The organism is Paenibacillus sp. FSL R7-0026, assembly GCF_038004485.1.
Taxonomy (GTDB): domain Bacteria; phylum Bacillota; class Bacilli; order Paenibacillales; family Paenibacillaceae; genus Paenibacillus; species Paenibacillus xylanexedens_A.
In genome coordinates this window covers 5,229,344-5,247,773 of record NZ_JBBORG010000001.1, presented here as the reverse complement: position 1 = coordinate 5,247,773, position 18,430 = coordinate 5,229,344, and the positions used below count along the sequence as shown (strand labels likewise).

The following is an 18,430-nucleotide window of genomic DNA, read 5'->3' as shown; positions in this document are numbered from 1 at the left end:
GAACCTGAAGAAGCGAAGCGTTCGCATTTATCACCGGATTTTCTCTTTGGAAAAGAGATCAAAAAAATCTGGGGATAACGGCGATCAGAAGGTTGTTCTGACCACGTAGTGGTCTTGTGTAAAGTGTGAATTTAATTTGCTCATCAGGAGGAAATGTTGTGAAAAAGGGTCTTACTTTTACATCCATACTATTGCTGGTGTCTGCCATTGCGCTACTCGCCGGATGCGCTCAGAGCACAACAGAGAAAGAGAGCGCCCAAACGGAGCCTGCCAATAGCCAGGTGCAGACTGAACTTATCTATGCTTCTGCCAAAGATATTAATGATATGAACCCTCATCTGTATACAGGCTCCATGCCTGCGCAAGGGATGGTATATGAGTCTCTGGTGGAAAACACTCCTGACGGAATCAAGCCATTGCTAGCTGATTCATGGGATATTTCGGAGGATGGCAAGACCTATACCTTTCATCTGCGACAAGATGTGAAATTCCATGATGGAGAGCCGTTCAACGCAGAGGCGGTCAAACAAAATATCGATGCAGTACAGGCGAATGCCGAAAAACATGCCTGGATCAAGCTGTCTACCAAAATCACAAGTGTAAAAGTTATCGATGAGCATACGGTGGAGCTGACGCTGTCGGAAGCCTATTATCCAGCACTGGTGGAACTGTCCATGACAAGACCTTACGTCTTCATTTCACCCAAGGATTTCAAGGATGGTGGAACCAAAGACGGAGTGAGTGGTTTCCACGGTACAGGGCCTTACAAGCTTACTGCTCATAAAGTCGAAGAGAATGCCACGTTTGAAGCTAATGCAGACTATTGGGGTGGTGCACCTGCAATCAAGAAAATCACATCCAAGGTTCTTCCGGCAGGCGAAACGACATTCCTGGCATTACAAAAGGGAGAAATCAACTTTGTGTTCACGGATGACCGTGGGGCAGACAGCATTGATGTCGAGGCCATGGACCAATTGGCTGAATTTGGTGATTATCAAGTGATCCGAAGTGATGCAATGAATACGAATATGATCGTAGCCAATAGCAGTCGCCAGAATAGTCCGGTTCAGGAAACGGAAGTTCGGGAAGCGCTTTGGTATGCCATCGACCGGGAAACGATCAGTAACGATATTTTTAACGGAACGCAGACTGTTGCGGACACGCTATTTTCAGCCAATGTCAATTACGCCAAGGTGGACCTGAAGAAACGGAAGTATGATCCGGAGATGGCTAAACAGCTTCTGGACCAAGCAGGCTGGACATTGGCAGATGGTGAAGGGGTGAGAACGAAGAACGGTAAGCCTTTAGCCATGAAACTATACTATGACAGCAACTCGTCCTCACAGAAAATACAGGCTGAATTGATCCAGTATTCGATGAAAGAATTGGGTGTTCAGCTTGAGATCGTAGGCGAAGAGTCCACTTCCATTGCGAATCGGAGAGCTACCGGAGAATATGATCTACTCTTTAATCAAACCTGGGGACTGGCCTATGATCCACAGAGTACGATTGCTGCATTTACATCAGATTCGGCATACAAGCATACAACAAGCGGAATTGCCCAAGCAGATGAACTATATCAGAAAATCGATGCGGTCATGGTCTCCACGGATGAGGCTTCACGCCAATCCCTGTATGCCGACATTATGAAGATCGTCCATGATGAAGCAGTCTTCATCCCGATTACCAACGGGCGTGTCACCGTAGTCGCTCCCGAGAATCTCGATGGAATCTCATTCAAGCAGACTCAATATGAACTGCCATTTGAACAAATGAATTTTAAATAGAGCGGAGATGGATATGGGAAGTTATATCGTCAAAAGGATTCTGTTAACCATCCCTTTACTGATTATCATTTCATTTATAACGTTTGTCCTGATTAATCTATCTCCCTTGGACCCGGCGGTTGTTGTGTTACAGGCACAGGAAGTTCCGCAGATTACGGATGAACTGATCGCGCAAACGAATGAAGCGCTAGGATTCGATCAGCCGTTCATGATCCAGTATGCGAACTGGATTATGGCTGTTTTACAGTTGGACTTTGGCAACTCTTATGTATCTGGTGAACCCGTATGGTCATTGATGGGGCCGGCTTTTATGAACACATTGAAGTTAACGCTCGTCTCATCGGTATTCATTATTGCGCTATCCATTCTGCTCGGTGTGATCTGTGCCATGAGAGAAGGCAAGCTGCTGGATCGATCGGTCAGAGGCGTATCATTTTTCCTTACCGCCATGCCATCCTACTGGCTTGCAGCCATGATGATCTGGTATTTTTCCGTCAAGCTGGACCTGTTACCTACCAGCGGCATGGACTCGTATCGAAGCTACATTCTACCGGTGATTGTGATCACGGTGAGTTATACGGGCATTTATTTCCGAACGGTTCGAAGTTCCATGCTGAGCAATATGAATGAGGACTATGTGTTATATGCAAGGGCAAGTGGTCTGAGCGAGAAGAAAGTAACCCTGCATATTCTAAGAAATTCATTACAGGTGGCCGTGTCCATCTTTTGTATGGCGATCCCGATTGTGTTGGGCAGTACGGTGGTCATTGAAAATGTATTTGCCTGGCCTGGGCTCGGAAGACTCAGCGTGAAATCCATTTTAAGCAGGGATTTTCCGATTATTCAGGCGTATGTTCTGATGTTGGCTGTCACCTTTGTGTTGTTTAACACGTTATCCGACATCATTAATGCGGCGATGAATCCCCGGTTGAGAAAGGAATTCTGATGCGAATATTGAAAAATCTGCGCAAAGACAAGCTTGCGTTGACCTCTTTGGTGGTGATTATCGCCACGCTTATGGCGGGCATTTTTGCTCCGCTTATTGCGCCGCATGATCCTGGACAAGTGAACATGAAGCTTCGTTATGCCTCCTCGTCCTGGGAGTATCTATTAGGCAATGATCATCTGGGCAGATGTGTGTTATCCCGGCTTATCTATGGCATCCGTCCAAGTGTGTTATGGGTTCTGGTTGCGCTGAGCCTTTCTGTTCTGATTGGGGCTATTGTTGGATTCATTGCGGGTTACTTCAAGGGGAAAGTGGATGCATGGATTATGAGATTCTGTGACATTATGCTGTCTTTTCCCGGGTACGTGATGACACTGGCGGTGGTTGGCATTTTGGGTGCAGGACTGGAGAACATTTTGATTGCCTTTGTTTGGATGAAATGGGCCTGGTTTGCCCGCGTTATTCGAACATCTGTGATGCAATTCTCCGATATGGATTATGTAAAATTCGCTAAAGCCTCCGGCACGTCTAATCTGAGAATTATAACCAAACATATTGTTCCGGTTACCTTTGCCGATATTGCCGTCATTGCCAGTGGCTCCATGTGTTCAATGATGTTGCAGATCTCCGGTCTTTCCTTTCTGGGGCTCGGCATTCAGGCTCCGCATGCGGAGTGGGGCATGATGCTCAATGAGGCGAGGGAAGTCATGTTCTCCAGACCTGAATTGATGTTGGCACCGGGCCTGGCCATTGTAGTGGTGGTATCGGCTTTTAATTTTCTATCGGATGCGCTTCAGGTGGCTCTGGACCCCAAATTGATGACCTCTCAAGGTAAGTCCGACAAGTTTTACGAAAGTGAGGTGAGAAAGCCTGCTTATGAATATAGTCGAGGTTGAACATTTGAAAGTATGGGATACCAATACAGGTAAAGTGATCATTCATGACAGTTCATTTGAAGTTAAGCAGGGAAGCTGTATGGCCATCGTGGGGGAAAGCGGAAGCGGCAAGTCTGTCACGTGCAGGGCTATCATGCGATTGAACAAGCCATGGATTCGCCAATCGGGCACAATGTTATTTCAGGGCGAAGACCTAAACCAGCTTTCGGAACCGGAGATGCGGCGTAAGCGGGGCAAGCAGCTGTGTATGATTTTGCAGAATGGCATGAGTGCATTTGATCCTTCCTGTGTCATTGGTGTTCATATTCGGGAGACGCTTCAGCAGCATTTTGGCTGGAACAACCGCGAGATTGAACGGAAAATCATCAATGCCATGGAAAGCGTCATGCTCAGACATCCGCGCGAGATTCTGAATCAATTTCCACATCAGCTGTCCGGTGGAATGCTGCAACGAATCATGATTGCTCTGGCGTTGGTGCTTGAGCCTGATCTGATTATTGCGGATGAGCCAACAACGGCGCTGGATACGGTCTCCCAATATGAAGTGGTGGAGCAATTGATTCAATTACGTGAACGCATGGGCTGTTCCATGATGTTCATCTCCCATGATCTCGGCGTCGTTCAGAAGATTGCAGATGACGTGATGGTCATGAAGGACGGAGAGATCGTAGAGCGCGGCAGCATGCATTCTGTTTTGACAGAGCCGAAGCATGCCTATACGCAGTATCTGGTCTCTACCCGACTGGAGCTGAGCAATCATTTTAAGGCGTTGATGCAGGGGGACTCATAGATGCTAAAGGTGGAAGGTATCGAAAAATCATATAACCAAGGCGGACTGTTCTCCAAGTACAAACAACAGGTATTGAAACAGGTTACCTTTGAATGCCAGCAGGGCGAGTGTCTCGGTATCATCGGTGAAAGTGGAAGCGGTAAATCTACGTTGGGCCGTCTGATTCTGGGCATTGAACGCCCGGATCGTGGAACGATCTCGCTCGATGGTAAAGACGTACAGGATCGAAGTGTACGGATGGGTAACCTTAGCGCCGTTTTTCAAAATTATACGTCATCCATCAATCCATTTCTTAATGTGGAAGCTGCCATTATGGAACCGATGCAAGCACAGCAAAAGCTGCGAAAGGATCAAGGTAACTCAGAGAAAGTGGATCTGTTGCTGAACCAAGTTGGACTGAACCCTTCTTATAAATCCAAATATCCGCATGAACTATCCGGCGGGGAGGCTCAGAGAGTGTGCATTGCCAGAGCGATCTCGACAGCCCCAAAACTTATCGTATTCGATGAAGCGATCAGCTCACTGGACGTGTCTGTTCAGATCCAGGTGTTGCAATTACTGAAAGAGCTTAAGGAAATCTACAAGCTGAGCTATGTCTTTATCACACATGATATACAGGCGGCAGCTTATATCTGTGACAGGGTGATCATTTTCAGAGAGGGGCAGGTTGTAGAGATCGTTCCGACCAAGCAACTTAAGGACGTACAGTCCGACTATGGGAAGCGATTATTGAAGCATTTAATACCATTTTAGGGGGAACACCCATTGTGAGTGGAGCGATGTCTTGGCCTTTTCTGCGCTTGTACATACTGGTTCTTCTATATTTCAGTGCCAATGCCATTCTTAACGTGATCATCCCATTACAAGGGGAGTCCTTGGGTGCGAGCGGTACAACGATTGGACTGATCATGGGCGCTTATATGTTCACAACGATGTTCTTCAGACCCTGGGCAGGTCGGATTATTCAAAAGCACGGACCAATCAAAATATTGCGTCTGATTCTGATTATCAATGGATTTGCGCTAATTTTATATACCTTTACGGGACTCGGTGGATATTTGGTTGCTCGTATTTTGCAGGGTGTATCGACAGCGTTCTTCTCCATGGCTTTACAGATTGGCATTATTGATGCCCTTCCGGAGAAGGATCGGTCACAGGGCATTTCGTATTATTCGCTGTTCAGTTATATACCAGGCATCGTGGGGCCAGTTATCGCGTTAGGAATCTGGCAGACGGGTGGCATGGATTATTTTACAGTGGTTCTGATCGGCATTGCCGTATGTACGGGCGTCTTCGGATATACCGCCAAAATGGAACCAAACAAGGAGCAGCCTGCTGAGAATCAGTCGGAGCAGAACGTGAGTATGTGGGAATCCTTTGGTCAGTTGGTGAAGAATCCACATTTATTTCGTTGCAGTGTGTTAATGCTCGCCGCTTCCGTTGTATTTGGCGCGATTACCACCTTTATTCCGCTGTATGCGAGCCAAGTACCAAACGGGAATGCCGGCGTATATCTGATGCTTCAGGCAGGAACGGTGGTGCTGGCTCGAATTATGCTCCGAAAAAGGATTCCGTCCGATGGCAGTTGGCATTCTCCTTTCATGATGGGCACCATGTGTTTGCTCGCCGTAGCTGCGCAATGTGTCAGTTTTGCCGTGACAGGCGGAGTGGTCTTTTTCTATGTGGGTGCTGTGTGCATGGGAATCGGTCAGGCGATCCTGTATCCGACACTCACGACCTATTTATCTTTTGTCTTGCCTAAACTGAACCGGAACGTCCTGATCGGGTTATTTATCGCGATGGCTGATCTGGGTATTTCTCTGGGTGGTGTGATTATGGGACCCGTTGCTGACTTCTCTTCCTATTCATTTATGTACATGATCTGTGCTATCCTAGGAGCGGTAATGATCGTTTTTGCCTATGAACGGCGTAGACCCGTGACAGGTACATCTGTGAGTTGACTGCCAGAAGAGAAAGTGGTGACAAACGTTTGAAGTCTTCGATGACGGCAACATCCAATGGAAAATTAAATCCGGTATCCTTTTCGTTTATCCGGTTTTATATGCTGGCCTTTTTATTTTTTGCGGCGAATTCAGCTCTGACGATTATTCTGCCTCTGAGAAGCGAGGCCGCTGGATTAAATCAGGCTGAGATTGGCCTGATGATGGGGGCATATATGTTCACCTGTATGCTCTTGAGACCTTTTGCAGCGCAGCTGCTGGGTAAGCATGGGCCGCTTCGAGTGATGCAATGGCTATTGCTTTTGCATGCGGGTACGCTGCTGCTGTTTGTTGTTTTTGGTGTGGAGACGTATCTGTGGTTGCGGGCCCTGCAAGGGGTGGCTACGGCCTTTTTCTCCATGACGATGCAGGCGGGTATTGTGGAAAAGTTGGAGGACAAAGACCGGGCACAAGGGCTGTCCATGTACACCCTGTTTACGATGGTTCCTTCTCTGGTCATTCCGATCCTTGCCATACAAATCTGGGAAAATGCCAGTGATCTGGCGTTTACGTTGCTGATGATCGGACTGGCGGCGCTACCACTTTTGATTGGGTACAATGTGGATTTGCCGCGGAGTACCGTACAGAACAAATCGTATACCTTGGGTGATATGTTTCGTTCATTCGGCGGCATCTGGCGTAGTACGCCACTGCTGATCAGCAGTGTGGTGATGTTGTTTGCGTCCTGCGTTTTTGGGGCAACAGCGACCTTCCTTCCCTTATATATGGTATCCACCGGAATGGCGAGTGCAGGCGTATTTCTGACAATTCAGGGACTGGTTGTGATCCTGTGCAGGTTTATTTTGCGTAAAAAAATTCCGTCCGACGGTAGCTGGAGTACCTGGCTGATGGCAGGGTTAATGCTGTGTGCTGCACTGGGAACCCAGTTGCTCAGTCTAATGGAGACCATCGGGCCACTGGTGTATTTATCCGCGGTATTTAGCGGTTTTGCTCTGGCATTGTTGTACCCGACATTAACCACATATCTGTCTTTTGTGCTACCTGCGGATTCCAGATATGTACTCATGGGGATTTTCATGTCCTCGTATGATCTTGGATTCTCTCTGGGTGGACTGGCAATGGGGCTTATTGTGCAAGTGAGTTCGTATTCGACCATGTTTATGATCTGCACGTTGCTCTCTGTTGCAGCGATGGTTCTGGTGTTGGTGTTCAGGCAACGGATGGAGGCGGGCAATAAGGCTAGATCTGGGGTGACTATATAAATTGAACTAAAGAACATTTACACGGATCACTCCAATGACAGAACAACCATCCGATCGCTGTTATCCCCAGATTTTTTTGATTCCTTTTATAAAGGATTAAATCCGGGGATAACGTATGCTTCCGATGTAGCTTTCTTTCAGAAAGCTTGTAGGCGAAGTGTATGCTTTTTCGAAGTAGCTTTCCTGCAGAAAGCTTGTAGCTCCGCTTCTTCAGGTTCTTTTTGTCCTCTCCGTTTTGTGTAAATGTTCAGTTCTATCTATATAGTTTTGTTGAATATGTCGCGGTACAGGCGTAATTCTAATTTATATTGATATAGTCCGCTGTCTAGCCTATCCCGCATGTATTGCGAACATTTACAGAGGAGGTTTATGACTCACTTCTTGCCAAAACGTATCCCAGGATGCGAAAGTGCAAGGGCTGGTCATCAGCCTTTTTTTGTTTTTTTGCAGGTTGAAATCAAAAATAGTTTGACAACGACCGTCTAACAGGATTATAGTCATTGTTGTTAATCGTAATGATTACTATTAAAGTCCGAATTACACAGACTGCACATATAAGGAGTAGATTTCTATGACACAAAAGCAAGTGCCGGTAACCGTACTGAGTGGTTACCTCGGTTCAGGGAAAACGACGGTTTTGAATCACGTGTTGAACAACAGACAAGGGCTTAAGGTTGCCGTAATCGTCAACGACATGAGTGAGGTCAATATTGATGCAGCGTTGGTCAAGGGGGAGACAACCTTGTCTCGAACCGAAGAGAAGCTGGTGGAGCTGTCCAATGGCTGTATCTGCTGCACCTTGCGGGATGATCTGATGCAGGAGATTGAGAAGCTGGTGAACGAAGGCAAGTATGATTATATTTTGATCGAATCCACCGGCATCAGTGAACCTGTTCCAGTTGCACAGACCTTTACATACGCCGATGAGGAGTCGGGTATTGACTTGACTAGTCTGGCCCGATTGGATTGTTTGGTAACGGTAGTGGATGCCAATCGATTCTGGCATGATTTTGGATCAGGGCAGAGTCTTTTGGATCGTAACCAAGCGACTGGAGATGAGGACACTCGTGACGTCGTAGACTTGTTGATCGATCAGATCGAAACCTGTGATGTGTTACTGCTGAACAAATGTGATCTGGTCGATGACACCGAGCTAAACAAGCTCGAAGGGGTCATCCGCAAGCTACAGCCTAACGCCAAGATCATTCGGACTGAGAATGGACAGGTGAATCCGTCTGAGATTTTGAATACAGGCCGCTTTGATTTTGAGAAAGTGAGCATGTCCGCTGGGTGGATTCAGGAGCTGGAGAAGGAGTCGCATACACCGGAAACCGAGGAATATGGTATTGGTTCCTTTGTCTATCGCCGTAGAAAGCCATTCCATCCTTCCCGTCTGGCTGAATTCATGAGTTACTGGCCGGAAGAAGTGGTACGTGCCAAAGGTTTAGTATGGCTCGCGGCCGAGGGGGATGTTGCGGCAAGCCTCAGTCAGGCAGGACCATCCATTCAATTTGGTCCTGCGGGACATTGGGTCGCGGCGATGCCGGAAGCAGACAAAGAGGAAATTTTACGTAACGAGCCGGATGTTCTGGAGAAATGGGATGCCCAGTGGGGAGATCGTCAGACGGAGGTTGTCATGATTGGGATCGAAATGGAGCGTGCGAGCATTGAAGATGCGCTAGACCTGTGCCTGCTCAGTGATGAAGAAATGCTGTCCGACTGGGGCCATTTCGATAATCCGCTGCCATGGCCTGTGGAAGCCGTATAACTGGGAAATTGATGTTCTGCATTGGGAGTAGCGCTGTATAAGCACATCTATATAAATTGAAATAAACATTTACACAAAACGGAGAGGACAGAAAGGACCTGAAGAAGCGGAGCGTTCGCCTACAAGCTTTCTGCAAGAAAGCTACATCGGAAGCATACGTTATCCCCGGATTTACCCTTTGGAAAAGGAATCAAAAAAATCTGGGGATAACAGCGATCGGAAGGTTGTTCTGTCATCGGAGTGTGCAGTGTAAATATTCTTTAGTTCAATTTATATAGATAAATAAATATAAATTCAATCAATAAGGAGCTGTCATTCATGGCTAAAAAATCTAAAGTGGTACGTGAGAAGCAACGTCAGGCGATCGTGGCAAAATATGCGAACCTGCGCCGGGAATTGAAGGAAAAAGGGGATTACGAGGCATTGCAGAAATTGCCACGTAATGCATCTCCAACTCGTTTGAAGAATCGTTGCGAAGTGACAGGCCGCCCGCGGGGTTATCTACGCAAGTTCAAGGTATCTCGGATTAAGTTCAGAGAACTGGCTCATCAAGGACAGATTCCTGGTGTAACGAAATCCAGTTGGTAAAGTGTTCAAGGGATGTGGCTGACCACCTTTGCATGAAGGCAGGTTGTTGTGAGCTGGAAGCTGTACGAGTCGATTAAGAACAGGGGCGTATTTTGCTGAAAGGAGGTGCATCTTCATGTTGGACTTGTTTACGTTACGAAGAATTCAGTCCGTAATGAATGGATATATTCATGAGAAGGTACCTGCGCCACTGCGTACGATGGTGAAGTTGACATATGAGATGAATGACAATGAATTGATCCTGACCGAAGAAAGACCCGCCGAAGAACGGTATCAATGGGATAAGATGCATATTGCCCGATTTTACTGGGAAGAAAATCAGTGGAAAGTGTATGCCCGAGATGAACAGAGCAGCTGGAATCCGGTAGATGTTATTACACCTTGTTCTGATTTTGAGGATGTGCTCGAGCAGGTTGAACGGGATGAGGCCGGGCTGTTCTGGGGTACGTGAGAGAGATCGGTCAAGAGTATATTTCATTCGTTAAAATTAATGTTAATTCAGACAAATATGGCGTATATGCAACCGAGTTCGAGCTAGCGACATCAGTGGCTAGCATCGGACTTTTTTTGTGTCCAAGAATCACTGAAGCAAAGAGAGATGCGATCTTTTGATCTTCCTTTCTTAACGGGCAAAAGAATAAATAAAACCTGTTTTGCAATAAAGATTTATTGTAAAACAATAAATATTGTGATAAATTCATATCACTTAAAACAAGTGAGGTGCTTTTTGTGAAGCGAGGTACAACCATCTTTTTAAAATTGGCTGTGTTGCTTATTGGTGTTCCAATTCTTGCCTTATGTATATTCGGCATACCTTGGTTAGCGAACAACCCGGTGAATCCCAATTATGCAGGTGCACTATACCCCATAGTGATTGTTATGTATGTGTCCGTTATTCCGTTTATTGTTGCACTGTACCAGGCATTCCGTCTGCTGAGCTACATCGACAAAAATGAAGCGTTCTCTCTAATGTCAGTGAAATCCTTAAAAACAATAAAATATTGTGCTATTGTAATCAGTAGTCTCTATTTTGTGATGTTGCCATTTGTTTATGTTGTAGCAGAGAAAGATGATGCCCCAGGCCTCATTCTTATGGGGATGGTTCCTGTTTTTGCTTCATTGGTCATAGCAGTATTTTCCGCTGTGCTCCAAAGATTGTTACAGGAAGCGATTGATATCAAATCAGAAAATGACCTAGTGGTCTGAGGTGAATATATGGCCATTATAATCAATATTGATGTGATGTTGGCAAAGCGGAAAATGACGGTTACCGAGCTTGCAGAGAGAGTTGAGATCACAATCGCCAATATTTCCATATTAAAAACAGGAAAAGCAAAAGCGATCCGTTTATCCACTCTGGATGCGATCTGTAAAGCACTGGATTGTCAGCCTGGAGATATATTGGAATATAAGTCTGACGAGGACGAAGATACAAATGAACTTATATGAAAAATGATCAAAGAAGACTCTGCATGTTGTATGCAGAGTCTTCTTTTGCGTCAGCTTGATCAAGAAATACGTGCCGTACCTATAACGAATGATTGTGCATCATTCGAAATTGCATAGGCGTTACGTTTTCCTGGGTTTTGAAACATCGGATGAAATAGCTTGACTGTGAAAATCCCGTTTCCAGCGTAATTTGTTTAATGGAAAGGTTGGTTGTTGCGAGTAGCTGTTTCGCATGTAGTAGCCTGGATTCCAAGAGGAATTCCGGGAAAGAGATTCCAAACGTCTGACTGAACTTTCGGCTAAAGTATGTTGTACTGTATCCGGCAATCCCGGCAGCGTGGTCAAGTGTAATGTGCTCGTTACTATGGGAACGAATATAATTTCCTGCTTCACGAATTCGCTCTGAAGTGTGATTGAGCGAAACATTGATTCGGCTCGCTGCGGATTGCAATCGAGTCAGAAGCTCATATAGTGTAGCTGCCACACTGTGCTCGTCCTCCACCTGATAGCCTCTTCCGAGCTCCAGTAATCGATCCATTAGCGCGGTAACCACCGGGAAGTTGGAACATTGAAACAACCACGGCTCGTCAACACCTTTTCCATTTAACAGCTCTTCGAGACGAATGCCGTAGAAGTGAATCCAACGAATACTCCAAGGATCATCCAAATCTGAGTAGTAGGTTTGTCTGAGACCGGGACCATAGAGGAAACCCTGCCCTCGCGTTAGCTCATAACGAGTGGTTCCCGTGTCCAGGAATCCTTTACCTTCAAGTACAAGGTGCAGATTGTAGCAATGATCCAAGTTAATTTCAGTGGTGCCATATTCTCGATGCACACGATGCTTCGGAAAGTCACTGTACCCTCCAATAAAATCGGGAAAACATACATGTCTGGGGAAAATCGGCTTGGGGAGAAAGATGTGTTCTTTCACGTGCATCCTCCATTTAAACGCAATATTTTTATGTAGTGAACTGAAATAGATTCAGCCTACTGTTATTTGAATCTTAGGCAATGACAATATTTTATTATAAGTCGCATAATCTTGTCATTTATTATATGTGAAGGTTCCAATAGAATGGAGGCAATATGGCAGGTTAAGGGGGCAATTAAAGGTGGCAAAATCAATCCAAATGGATGAATTAAAAATGGGGGTCTGTTATTACCCTGAGCATTGGTCGGAAGCGTTGTGGGAGGACGATTTCCGTAGAATGAGAGAGATGAATATCACAGTTATTCGGATGGCTGAATTTGCATGGTCCATCTTTGAGCCGGAAGAAGACCAGTTCGATTTTAGTTTTTTCCAGAAGGCACTGGATCTGGCGCATCAATACGGTTTGAGTGTTATTTTGGGAACACCTACTGCAACTCCACCAGCGTGGTTAACATCCAAATATCCTGAAGTATTAAACGCAAATAAAGACGGGGTGTTGTATCAACACGGAATGCGGCGTCATACCAACTACAGCAGCCCAATCTTCAGACAGCAATGTGAAAAAATCGTGCGCAATATGGTGATTGCCTATAAAGATCATCCGGCTCTTATTGGATGGCAGATCGATAACGAATTCAATTGTCATATGGATGTTTTCTATGCTGAGGCTGACCATGTAGCCTTCCGTGAATGGTTAAAGGATCGTTATGAATCGTTAGAGAATCTGAACCAAGCATGGGGAACCGTTTTCTGGAGTCAGACCTATACTGACTGGGAGCAAGTTCACCTTACCCGAAATATGGTCAGCCAATCGCCAAATCCTCATTTGGCATTAGATGAAAAGAGATTCATCTCCTCCAATACCATTTCATTTGCCAAGCTTCAGGTGGACATCATTCGGGAACTGGACCCGGAACATTGGATCACAACAAACGGTACGTTTGGACACTTGGATAATCATGAAATGACAGAAGATTTATTGGATTTCTTCTCTTATGATTCGTATCCGCAGTTTGCCACGATCTTCCCAGGGACAGACGATAACGCATTACAAGATCGGGCCTGGAGCATGAAACTGTCGAACGTACGCAACATGTCACCGAACTTCTGCGTCATGGAACAACAGTCTGGGCCAGGAGGCTGGGTTGACAGTATAGGCATGGGTACGCCAAGACCGGGACAGATCCGATTATGGTCGTATCAATCTGTTCTTCACGGAACAGATCTACTCGTCTACTTCCGCTGGCGGACGGCAACATTTGGCACGGAGATGTACTGGCATGGCATCAATGATTACCATAATCAACCCAACAGAAGAGTACGCGAGGTTGCACAAGTAGGGGAAGAGTTTGCCAAGATCGGGCGTGTTATTGCGGGCACTACATATCAAGCCGATGTTGCGATCCTACAGGATTACGATAACATCTGGGATGGAGAGTTGGATGAGTGGCACGGCCCGCTTCAGCAACAGAGTGTACGCTCCTGGTATAAGCAGCTCCAGTATCGTCATATTCCGACGGACATGGTTACACTGCAACCAACGACAACACTGGAGGAGTTATCCGAGTATAAGGTGATCATCTATGCTCACCCGGCCATCATGACAGACGAGACAGCAGAACTTCTGCAAGCTTATGTTAGTCAAGGAGGCACTCTGTTTTTCGGTGCGCGCACCGGTTATAAGGATCTCAAGGGACATTGTTATATGAGACCGTTCCCAGGGGCTGTCGCTGAGTTGTGTGGTGTAACCGTAGAGGACTTTACCTTAATCAAAGGAACCATTCCAGCAGCCAAACTGCAATGGAGTGGGGCGAATGAGCGACTTCAGGAGGGAACGTCAACGGCCGGATTTAACGAAGTTCTTCATGTGGAGCATGCTGACGTACAGGTCGTAGCCGAGTATACATCCGAATACTATGCAGGTAGTCCTGCATTGACCAAACGTACGGTAGGTCAGGGGCAAGTATGGTATTATGGAGCGGCTTACAATGAACCGGTCGTAGATGCTCTCCTGGATGAAATAGGGCTATCTTCACCTGTGGGTGACCTGGTAGAGGTACCGTCCGAAGTTGAGCTTGGTATCCGTTCCGGTAAGGATAAAGCTTATGTATTTTTACTCAACTACTCGGATCAACAAGCACCCATTAAACTTAAAAAGCAAGCAAAAGAGTTACTGTCAGGTACAACACTTCAGGATGAGATCAACTTGCCCGCGTATGGTGTGTTCATTTTTGAGATCGATTTGCCACATTAAGAAATTCATTCATCCATCCATATATGTGTTATATATTGAAAGAAACACCAAAAGCGCCTTGCAGCCCTTGCAAGGCGTTTTGTATATGCATGATGTGATGTGTAACATCCATTAAGCATGAGTGTTTTTGGCTGTATTTCGTATACCTATGCTTCGTACAAAATCTCACCTGTCCGGGATACATCATATCCCTCGAATGATTGCAGTTCCTGCCTGAACTCCGGCGATTGGAGAATTCGCAGTACAGATTCTGTCCAGGCTTCATTACCTTGCTTCCTGAGCATGACCAGATCATAGCGCTCCTGAGTGAGCGGGACAAAATCAACCTGGCCTACAAGTCGCGTAGCCTTCTCAATGCCAACTCCGACATCGGCTTCGCCAGAACTGACTTTGGCAGCCACGCCCATGTGACTGGTTTCCTCGGTTTCATATCCAATCAGACCTGCGGATGGAATTCCATGCAGCCGAAGCTGCTCATCCAGCAATACTCTCGCGCCAGAACCTATCTCCCGGTTAGCTAGTCTCAGTTCAGGCTTGCTCAGATCGGTCCAATTCTGCAAGTTCTGCGGATTACCACGCTGTACATACAGTCCGGCAGGTCGTGATAGCAAGTTCACCACAACATAAGATCGTCCCGTCAGAATTTTGCGAATATACGGCAGATTATACTCACCGGTATCTCCGTCGAGCAGATGGGTGCTGACCAGATCGGACTCACCGCGATACATCGAGATAAGCCCATCCAGACTACCCATGAACGAGCGTAGCGGACGAATGTCCCGAGTTTGTTTTTCCATATGGCGCATTAGAATATCCAGACTGACATCCTGACCTGTTATGACCAGATGCCGTGATACAGCAGTCATTGCATGAGCAGAACTCGCTGGAGTAATTGCATGCGCAGACCCAATGGGTGTAGTCGTTTGTAAGGAAGTTCCCTGAAAATCATCCTGACCTGGCTGAGTCACTGATTCCGAGGTCTGATGAGGAGTCGGGATACGTTGACCTGAGGACTGGAGTTGCTTGGAGCGACGTTTATATGCCTCCAGATCGGTTGCATCAATTCGCATTTGTTTACCCACACGGTATGCGACGAGGTCTCCTTTTTTGATTAGGTCATAGACCGTCAGTTTCGATATTTTGAGCAGCTTGGATATTTCTTCGGTTGTGTAGGATTGCTCCTCCGTCATAAGTGAAGATCCTCCTTCAAAGGTATAGAGCAATTATGGTTTTGTTATGAATGTTTCTTGTACTATATCATTAATTGAGGGATGCCATAAACCTGAGAACACGCAATAAACGCATAGGACAGATAAAAAAAATCAAATGTGATCTTAATCACCTTCCTATTTTTTTTGTCTTGTGTATAATTAGATATAATCAATTATAACTAGTTATATCTAAAGATAACGTTGGGGGAGAAATGAATGAGAAAGAGAATCGGATATGTGTTGGGAAGTATGTCACTGGGACTGGCTCTTGTATTGGCTGGTTGCGGCGCAAGCACGGGCACTACGGATACATCCACGGGTGCAGAACAAACGACCTCAACGCCAGCGGCATCAGGTGAAAGTTCATCAGCAGGAAATACCGATCCGCAGGAAACGGTAGATCTGACAATCTCTGCGGCGGCCAGTCTGACCGATGCGATGAAAGAGATTGAAACCAATTATGAGTTAGCTAATCCTTATATAGAACTTAATTTTAACTTTGGCGCCTCGGGTGCCTTGCAACAGCAGATTGAACAGGGTGCCCCGGCTGATGTCTTTGTATCGGCGGCAACAAAAAATATGAATGCGCTAGTGGATGAAAACCTGATTGCATCGGGCGATCAGAAGAATTTGCTACAGAATTCACTGGTGGCCATAGTACCAGCAGATGGGACCCACACAGTAACCAGTGAAACGGATCTCACCAGCGACTCCATCAAGACGGTAGCCATTGGGATTCCGGAAAGTGTTCCTGCGGGAACCTATGCCAAGGAAGCTCTTACCAATGCCAAGCTGTGGGATGAACTGGAAAGCAAGCTTGTGCAGGGGAAAGACGTTAGACAGGTTCTTCAATATGTAGAGACGGGTAATGCAGATGCAGGATTTGTATATAAAACGGATGCTCTTACTTCGGATCAGGTGAAAATTGCGTTTGAGGTGGACAAGAACAGCTACACACCAGCCAATTATCCAATAGGCATTATTGAAGGAACCAAACACCGTACTGAGGCCGAACAATTCTATGCGTATTTACAAACCCCTGAAGTGCTCGATATCTTCGCGAAATACGGATTTACAATTCCGGAATGAATGTGAACGTCATAGACTGGTCCGCATTCTGGTCACCGGTGCGCTTATCGCTTCAGGTTGCGTTATTATCCAGCGTAGTGGCCACTGTGCTCGGAATTGCGATAGCCTGGAAGATGTCACGTTCTTCATTTCGGGGGAAAATTCTGCTGGAAACGGCATTTATGCTGCCGCTAGTCCTTCCCCCGACGGTGGTTGGATTTCTGTTACTTGTCATACTGGGGCGTAAAAGTCTGTTTGGACAATGGATTGAAACCATATTCTCCGCACCGGTTATTTTCACCTGGTGGGCTGCGGTGATTGCTGCGGTGGTGGTTGCTTTTCCACTCGTGTATCAGACGATGAAATCGGGATTCAGTGGTGTGGATCGTGATCTGGAGGATGCGGGTCGTTCGATTGGGGCAAATGAGTGGCAGGTTTTTCGTTACATTTCCTTGCCGCTCGCAGGCAGAGCATTGATGACCGCCTTCATCCTGGGCTTTGCCCGGGCACTCGGCGAATTTGGTGCGACACTGATGATTGCAGGCAATATTCCGGGCAAAACACAAACGGTACCCACGGCAATCTATGTCGCTGTGGATTCGGGCAATCAGACCATGGCCTGGGCGTGGACTGTCTCCATTATCATCATCTCGTTTCTCATGTTACTGATGACCAGACAGCAGCGAGATGGAAAAAATGACTGATTTGATATGTGCGCATATTATATATAAAATGATGAAAAACTCGTTTTGAGGAAAGAACTTTTTTCCTTAACGCGGGTTTTTATTACCAATTTCATATGTACCAATATCAATATCCTGCCAAATTGGTCTTAATGGAAATGTAAAGCTGTTTTAACATAAAAAAATAAAAATTTTCCCAAAATTTAATCGTTCAGCACTCGCTTTCAGTGGGCTTGATCCTGTAAGATAGAGGTAATGGATTCCAGCCAAGTACTGAAATAAGGAGAGACGACGATGAACACTAAATCTGATTGCGGCGTTTCGTTGCAAATTGATGACTATCTGGATCTTTTGCATTTTGCCATCCAAATTCAGGATCAGGAATGGCAACAATCCCTTATCCGCCAACTCAAAATATTTCAGACGGCGACGGAGCAGCAACGCACACCTGAAGAGGAATTATGGACACGGTTTGATTACATCAACAGCAAACTGACAGGTCTGTGCCACCAGATTCATGCCGCTCATTCCATGGACGAACGCAAGAAGTTCGAGGAACGGATCGGTCTCTTACAATTACAGCGAGTGGAAGTTGCACGTAAAATTAAATGGGCGAGTCGCAGATAGATGAGTAGTGTACACACCAAGTGATGCACCGCCAAAATGGTATAATCAGTGAGAGTCATACAAGAAGAAGCCATCCGCCAATCGATATGGGGGATGGCTTTTTCTTGTACTATAGAGAAGTCCTATAACCATATCAGGATGTCCTATTAGTTTAGTTATTGCCCTAAGATGACTTGTAATGATATTCTTTGTTCAACCTAATTCCGACT

Annotated in this window: 18 protein-coding genes; 16 read left to right on the top strand and 2 right to left on the bottom strand. The window is 46.0% G+C overall.

The window, feature by feature from the left end; all coding sequences use genetic code 11:
• The first annotated feature begins 158 nt into the window (after positions 1-158).
• The 12 genes from cntA (at position 159) to MKY44_RS22935 (ending at position 11,447) form a co-directional block, all read left to right on the top strand.
• Positions 159-1,787: a staphylopine-dependent metal ABC transporter substrate-binding lipoprotein gene (gene cntA, locus MKY44_RS22990; protein ID WP_341008757.1), complete on the top strand. Its 1,629-nt coding sequence runs from the start codon at positions 159-161 to the stop codon at positions 1,785-1,787.
• Positions 1,788-1,800: 13 nt separating this feature from the next.
• Positions 1,801-2,733, top strand: coding sequence for a nickel/cobalt ABC transporter permease (gene opp1B / locus MKY44_RS22985; protein ID WP_341008756.1), 933 nt, complete (start codon positions 1,801-1,803; stop codon positions 2,731-2,733).
• Positions 2,733-3,629, top strand: coding sequence for a staphylopine uptake ABC transporter permease subunit CntC (cntC, locus tag MKY44_RS22980; protein WP_341008755.1), 897 nt, complete (start codon positions 2,733-2,735; stop codon positions 3,627-3,629). The genes opp1B and cntC overlap by 1 nt, the downstream gene beginning before the upstream one ends.
• Positions 3,610-4,419, top strand: coding sequence for a staphylopine uptake ABC transporter ATP-binding protein CntD (gene cntD / locus MKY44_RS22975; protein WP_341008754.1), 810 nt, complete (start codon positions 3,610-3,612; stop codon positions 4,417-4,419). Before cntC ends, cntD begins: the two co-directional genes overlap by 20 nt.
• Positions 4,420-5,172, top strand: a complete 753-nt coding sequence (locus MKY44_RS22970; protein WP_341008753.1) for an ABC transporter ATP-binding protein — start codon at positions 4,420-4,422, stop codon at positions 5,170-5,172.
• Positions 5,173-5,186: 14 nt separating this feature from the next.
• Entirely contained in the window at positions 5,187-6,380 is a 1,194-nt protein-coding gene (cntE, locus tag MKY44_RS22965; protein ID WP_341008752.1) for a staphylopine family metallophore export MFS transporter CntE, read from the top strand.
• The gene (cntE, locus tag MKY44_RS22960) at positions 6,377-7,642 is read left to right on the top strand and encodes a staphylopine family metallophore export MFS transporter CntE (RefSeq protein ID WP_341008751.1); all 1,266 of its coding nucleotides are present in this window, start codon (positions 6,377-6,379) and stop codon (positions 7,640-7,642) included. The genes cntE (MKY44_RS22965) and cntE (MKY44_RS22960) overlap by 4 nt, the downstream gene beginning before the upstream one ends.
• 571 nt (positions 7,643-8,213) lie before the next feature.
• Positions 8,214-9,410: a GTP-binding protein gene (locus MKY44_RS22955; protein WP_341008750.1), complete on the top strand. Its 1,197-nt coding sequence runs from the start codon at positions 8,214-8,216 to the stop codon at positions 9,408-9,410.
• Positions 9,411-9,728: 318 nt separating this feature from the next.
• A complete protein-coding gene (gene rpsN, locus MKY44_RS22950) occupies positions 9,729-9,998 on the top strand; it encodes a 30S ribosomal protein S14 (RefSeq protein ID WP_062324162.1) in 270 nt (89 codons plus the stop codon).
• 115 nt (positions 9,999-10,113) lie between these two features.
• The gene (locus MKY44_RS22945) at positions 10,114-10,449 is read left to right on the top strand and encodes a DUF3024 domain-containing protein (RefSeq protein WP_341008747.1); all 336 of its coding nucleotides are present in this window, start codon (positions 10,114-10,116) and stop codon (positions 10,447-10,449) included.
• A 278-nt stretch (positions 10,450-10,727) separates the two neighbouring features.
• Entirely contained in the window at positions 10,728-11,204 is a 477-nt protein-coding gene (locus MKY44_RS22940) for a DUF2975 domain-containing protein (RefSeq protein ID WP_341008746.1), read from the top strand.
• Positions 11,205-11,213: 9 nt separating this feature from the next.
• Complete coding sequence (locus MKY44_RS22935; RefSeq protein ID WP_341008744.1) at positions 11,214-11,447, top strand: helix-turn-helix domain-containing protein; 234 nt, start codon at positions 11,214-11,216, stop codon at positions 11,445-11,447.
• Positions 11,448-11,526: 79 nt separating this feature from the next.
• Here the strand turns inward: MKY44_RS22935 and MKY44_RS22930 are convergent, their stop codons facing one another.
• Complete coding sequence (locus tag MKY44_RS22930; RefSeq protein WP_341008743.1) at positions 11,527-12,384, bottom strand: helix-turn-helix transcriptional regulator; 858 nt, start codon at positions 12,382-12,384, stop codon at positions 11,527-11,529.
• Positions 12,385-12,559: 175 nt separating this feature from the next.
• Here MKY44_RS22930 and MKY44_RS22925 point away from each other — a divergent pair, with 175 nt between their 5' ends.
• Positions 12,560-14,632 carry a beta-galactosidase gene (locus tag MKY44_RS22925; RefSeq protein WP_341008742.1) on the top strand — a complete coding sequence of 691 codons (2,073 nt, stop codon included), beginning with the start codon at positions 12,560-12,562 and terminating at the stop codon, positions 14,630-14,632.
• A gap of 146 nt (positions 14,633-14,778) precedes the next feature.
• Here the strand turns inward: MKY44_RS22925 and MKY44_RS22920 are convergent, their stop codons facing one another.
• Positions 14,779-15,822, bottom strand: a complete 1,044-nt coding sequence (locus MKY44_RS22920; RefSeq protein WP_341008741.1) for a helix-turn-helix transcriptional regulator — start codon at positions 15,820-15,822, stop codon at positions 14,779-14,781.
• Positions 15,823-16,059: 237 nt separating this feature from the next.
• Here MKY44_RS22920 and modA point away from each other — a divergent pair, with 237 nt between their 5' ends.
• From modA to MKY44_RS22905, 3 genes are all read left to right on the top strand, one after another.
• Positions 16,060-16,932 (top strand): molybdate ABC transporter substrate-binding protein, encoded by an 873-nt coding sequence (gene modA, locus MKY44_RS22915; RefSeq protein ID WP_036673450.1) that lies wholly within the window; start codon positions 16,060-16,062, stop codon positions 16,930-16,932.
• Positions 16,929-17,615 (top strand): molybdate ABC transporter permease subunit, encoded by a 687-nt coding sequence (modB, locus tag MKY44_RS22910; protein ID WP_341008740.1) that lies wholly within the window; start codon positions 16,929-16,931, stop codon positions 17,613-17,615. The genes modA and modB overlap by 4 nt, the downstream gene beginning before the upstream one ends.
• Positions 17,616-17,888: 273 nt before the next feature.
• Positions 17,889-18,221 carry a hypothetical protein gene (locus MKY44_RS22905; RefSeq protein ID WP_017692504.1) on the top strand — a complete coding sequence of 111 codons (333 nt, stop codon included), beginning with the start codon at positions 17,889-17,891 and terminating at the stop codon, positions 18,219-18,221.
• The last annotated feature ends 209 nt before the right edge of the window (positions 18,222-18,430 follow it).

Bases quoted from the DNA above. Each gene is read 5' to 3' on its own strand.
- opp1B (WP_341008756.1), top strand. From the start codon at position 1,801: ATGGGAAGTTATATCGTCAAAAGGATTCTGTTAACCATCCCTTTACTG.
- cntC (WP_341008755.1), top strand. From the start codon at position 2,733: ATGCGAATATTGAAAAATCTGCGCAAAGACAAGCTTGCGTTGACCTCT.
- cntD (WP_341008754.1), top strand. From the start codon at position 3,610: ATGAATATAGTCGAGGTTGAACATTTGAAAGTATGGGATACCAATACA.
- MKY44_RS22970 (WP_341008753.1), top strand. From the start codon at position 4,420: ATGCTAAAGGTGGAAGGTATCGAAAAATCATATAACCAAGGCGGACTG.
- MKY44_RS22955 (WP_341008750.1), top strand. From the start codon at position 8,214: ATGACACAAAAGCAAGTGCCGGTAACCGTACTGAGTGGTTACCTCGGT.
- rpsN (WP_062324162.1), top strand. From the start codon at position 9,729: ATGGCTAAAAAATCTAAAGTGGTACGTGAGAAGCAACGTCAGGCGATC.
- MKY44_RS22945 (WP_341008747.1), top strand. From the start codon at position 10,114: ATGTTGGACTTGTTTACGTTACGAAGAATTCAGTCCGTAATGAATGGA.
- MKY44_RS22935 (WP_341008744.1), top strand. From the start codon at position 11,214: ATGGCCATTATAATCAATATTGATGTGATGTTGGCAAAGCGGAAAATG.
- MKY44_RS22930 (WP_341008743.1), bottom strand. From the start codon at position 12,384: ATGCACGTGAAAGAACACATCTTTCTCCCCAAGCCGATTTTCCCCAGA.
- MKY44_RS22920 (WP_341008741.1), bottom strand. From the start codon at position 15,822: ATGACGGAGGAGCAATCCTACACAACCGAAGAAATATCCAAGCTGCTC.
- modA (WP_036673450.1), top strand. From the start codon at position 16,060: ATGAGAAAGAGAATCGGATATGTGTTGGGAAGTATGTCACTGGGACTG.
- modB (WP_341008740.1), top strand. From the start codon at position 16,929: ATGAATGTGAACGTCATAGACTGGTCCGCATTCTGGTCACCGGTGCGC.
- MKY44_RS22905 (WP_017692504.1), top strand. From the start codon at position 17,889: ATGAACACTAAATCTGATTGCGGCGTTTCGTTGCAAATTGATGACTAT.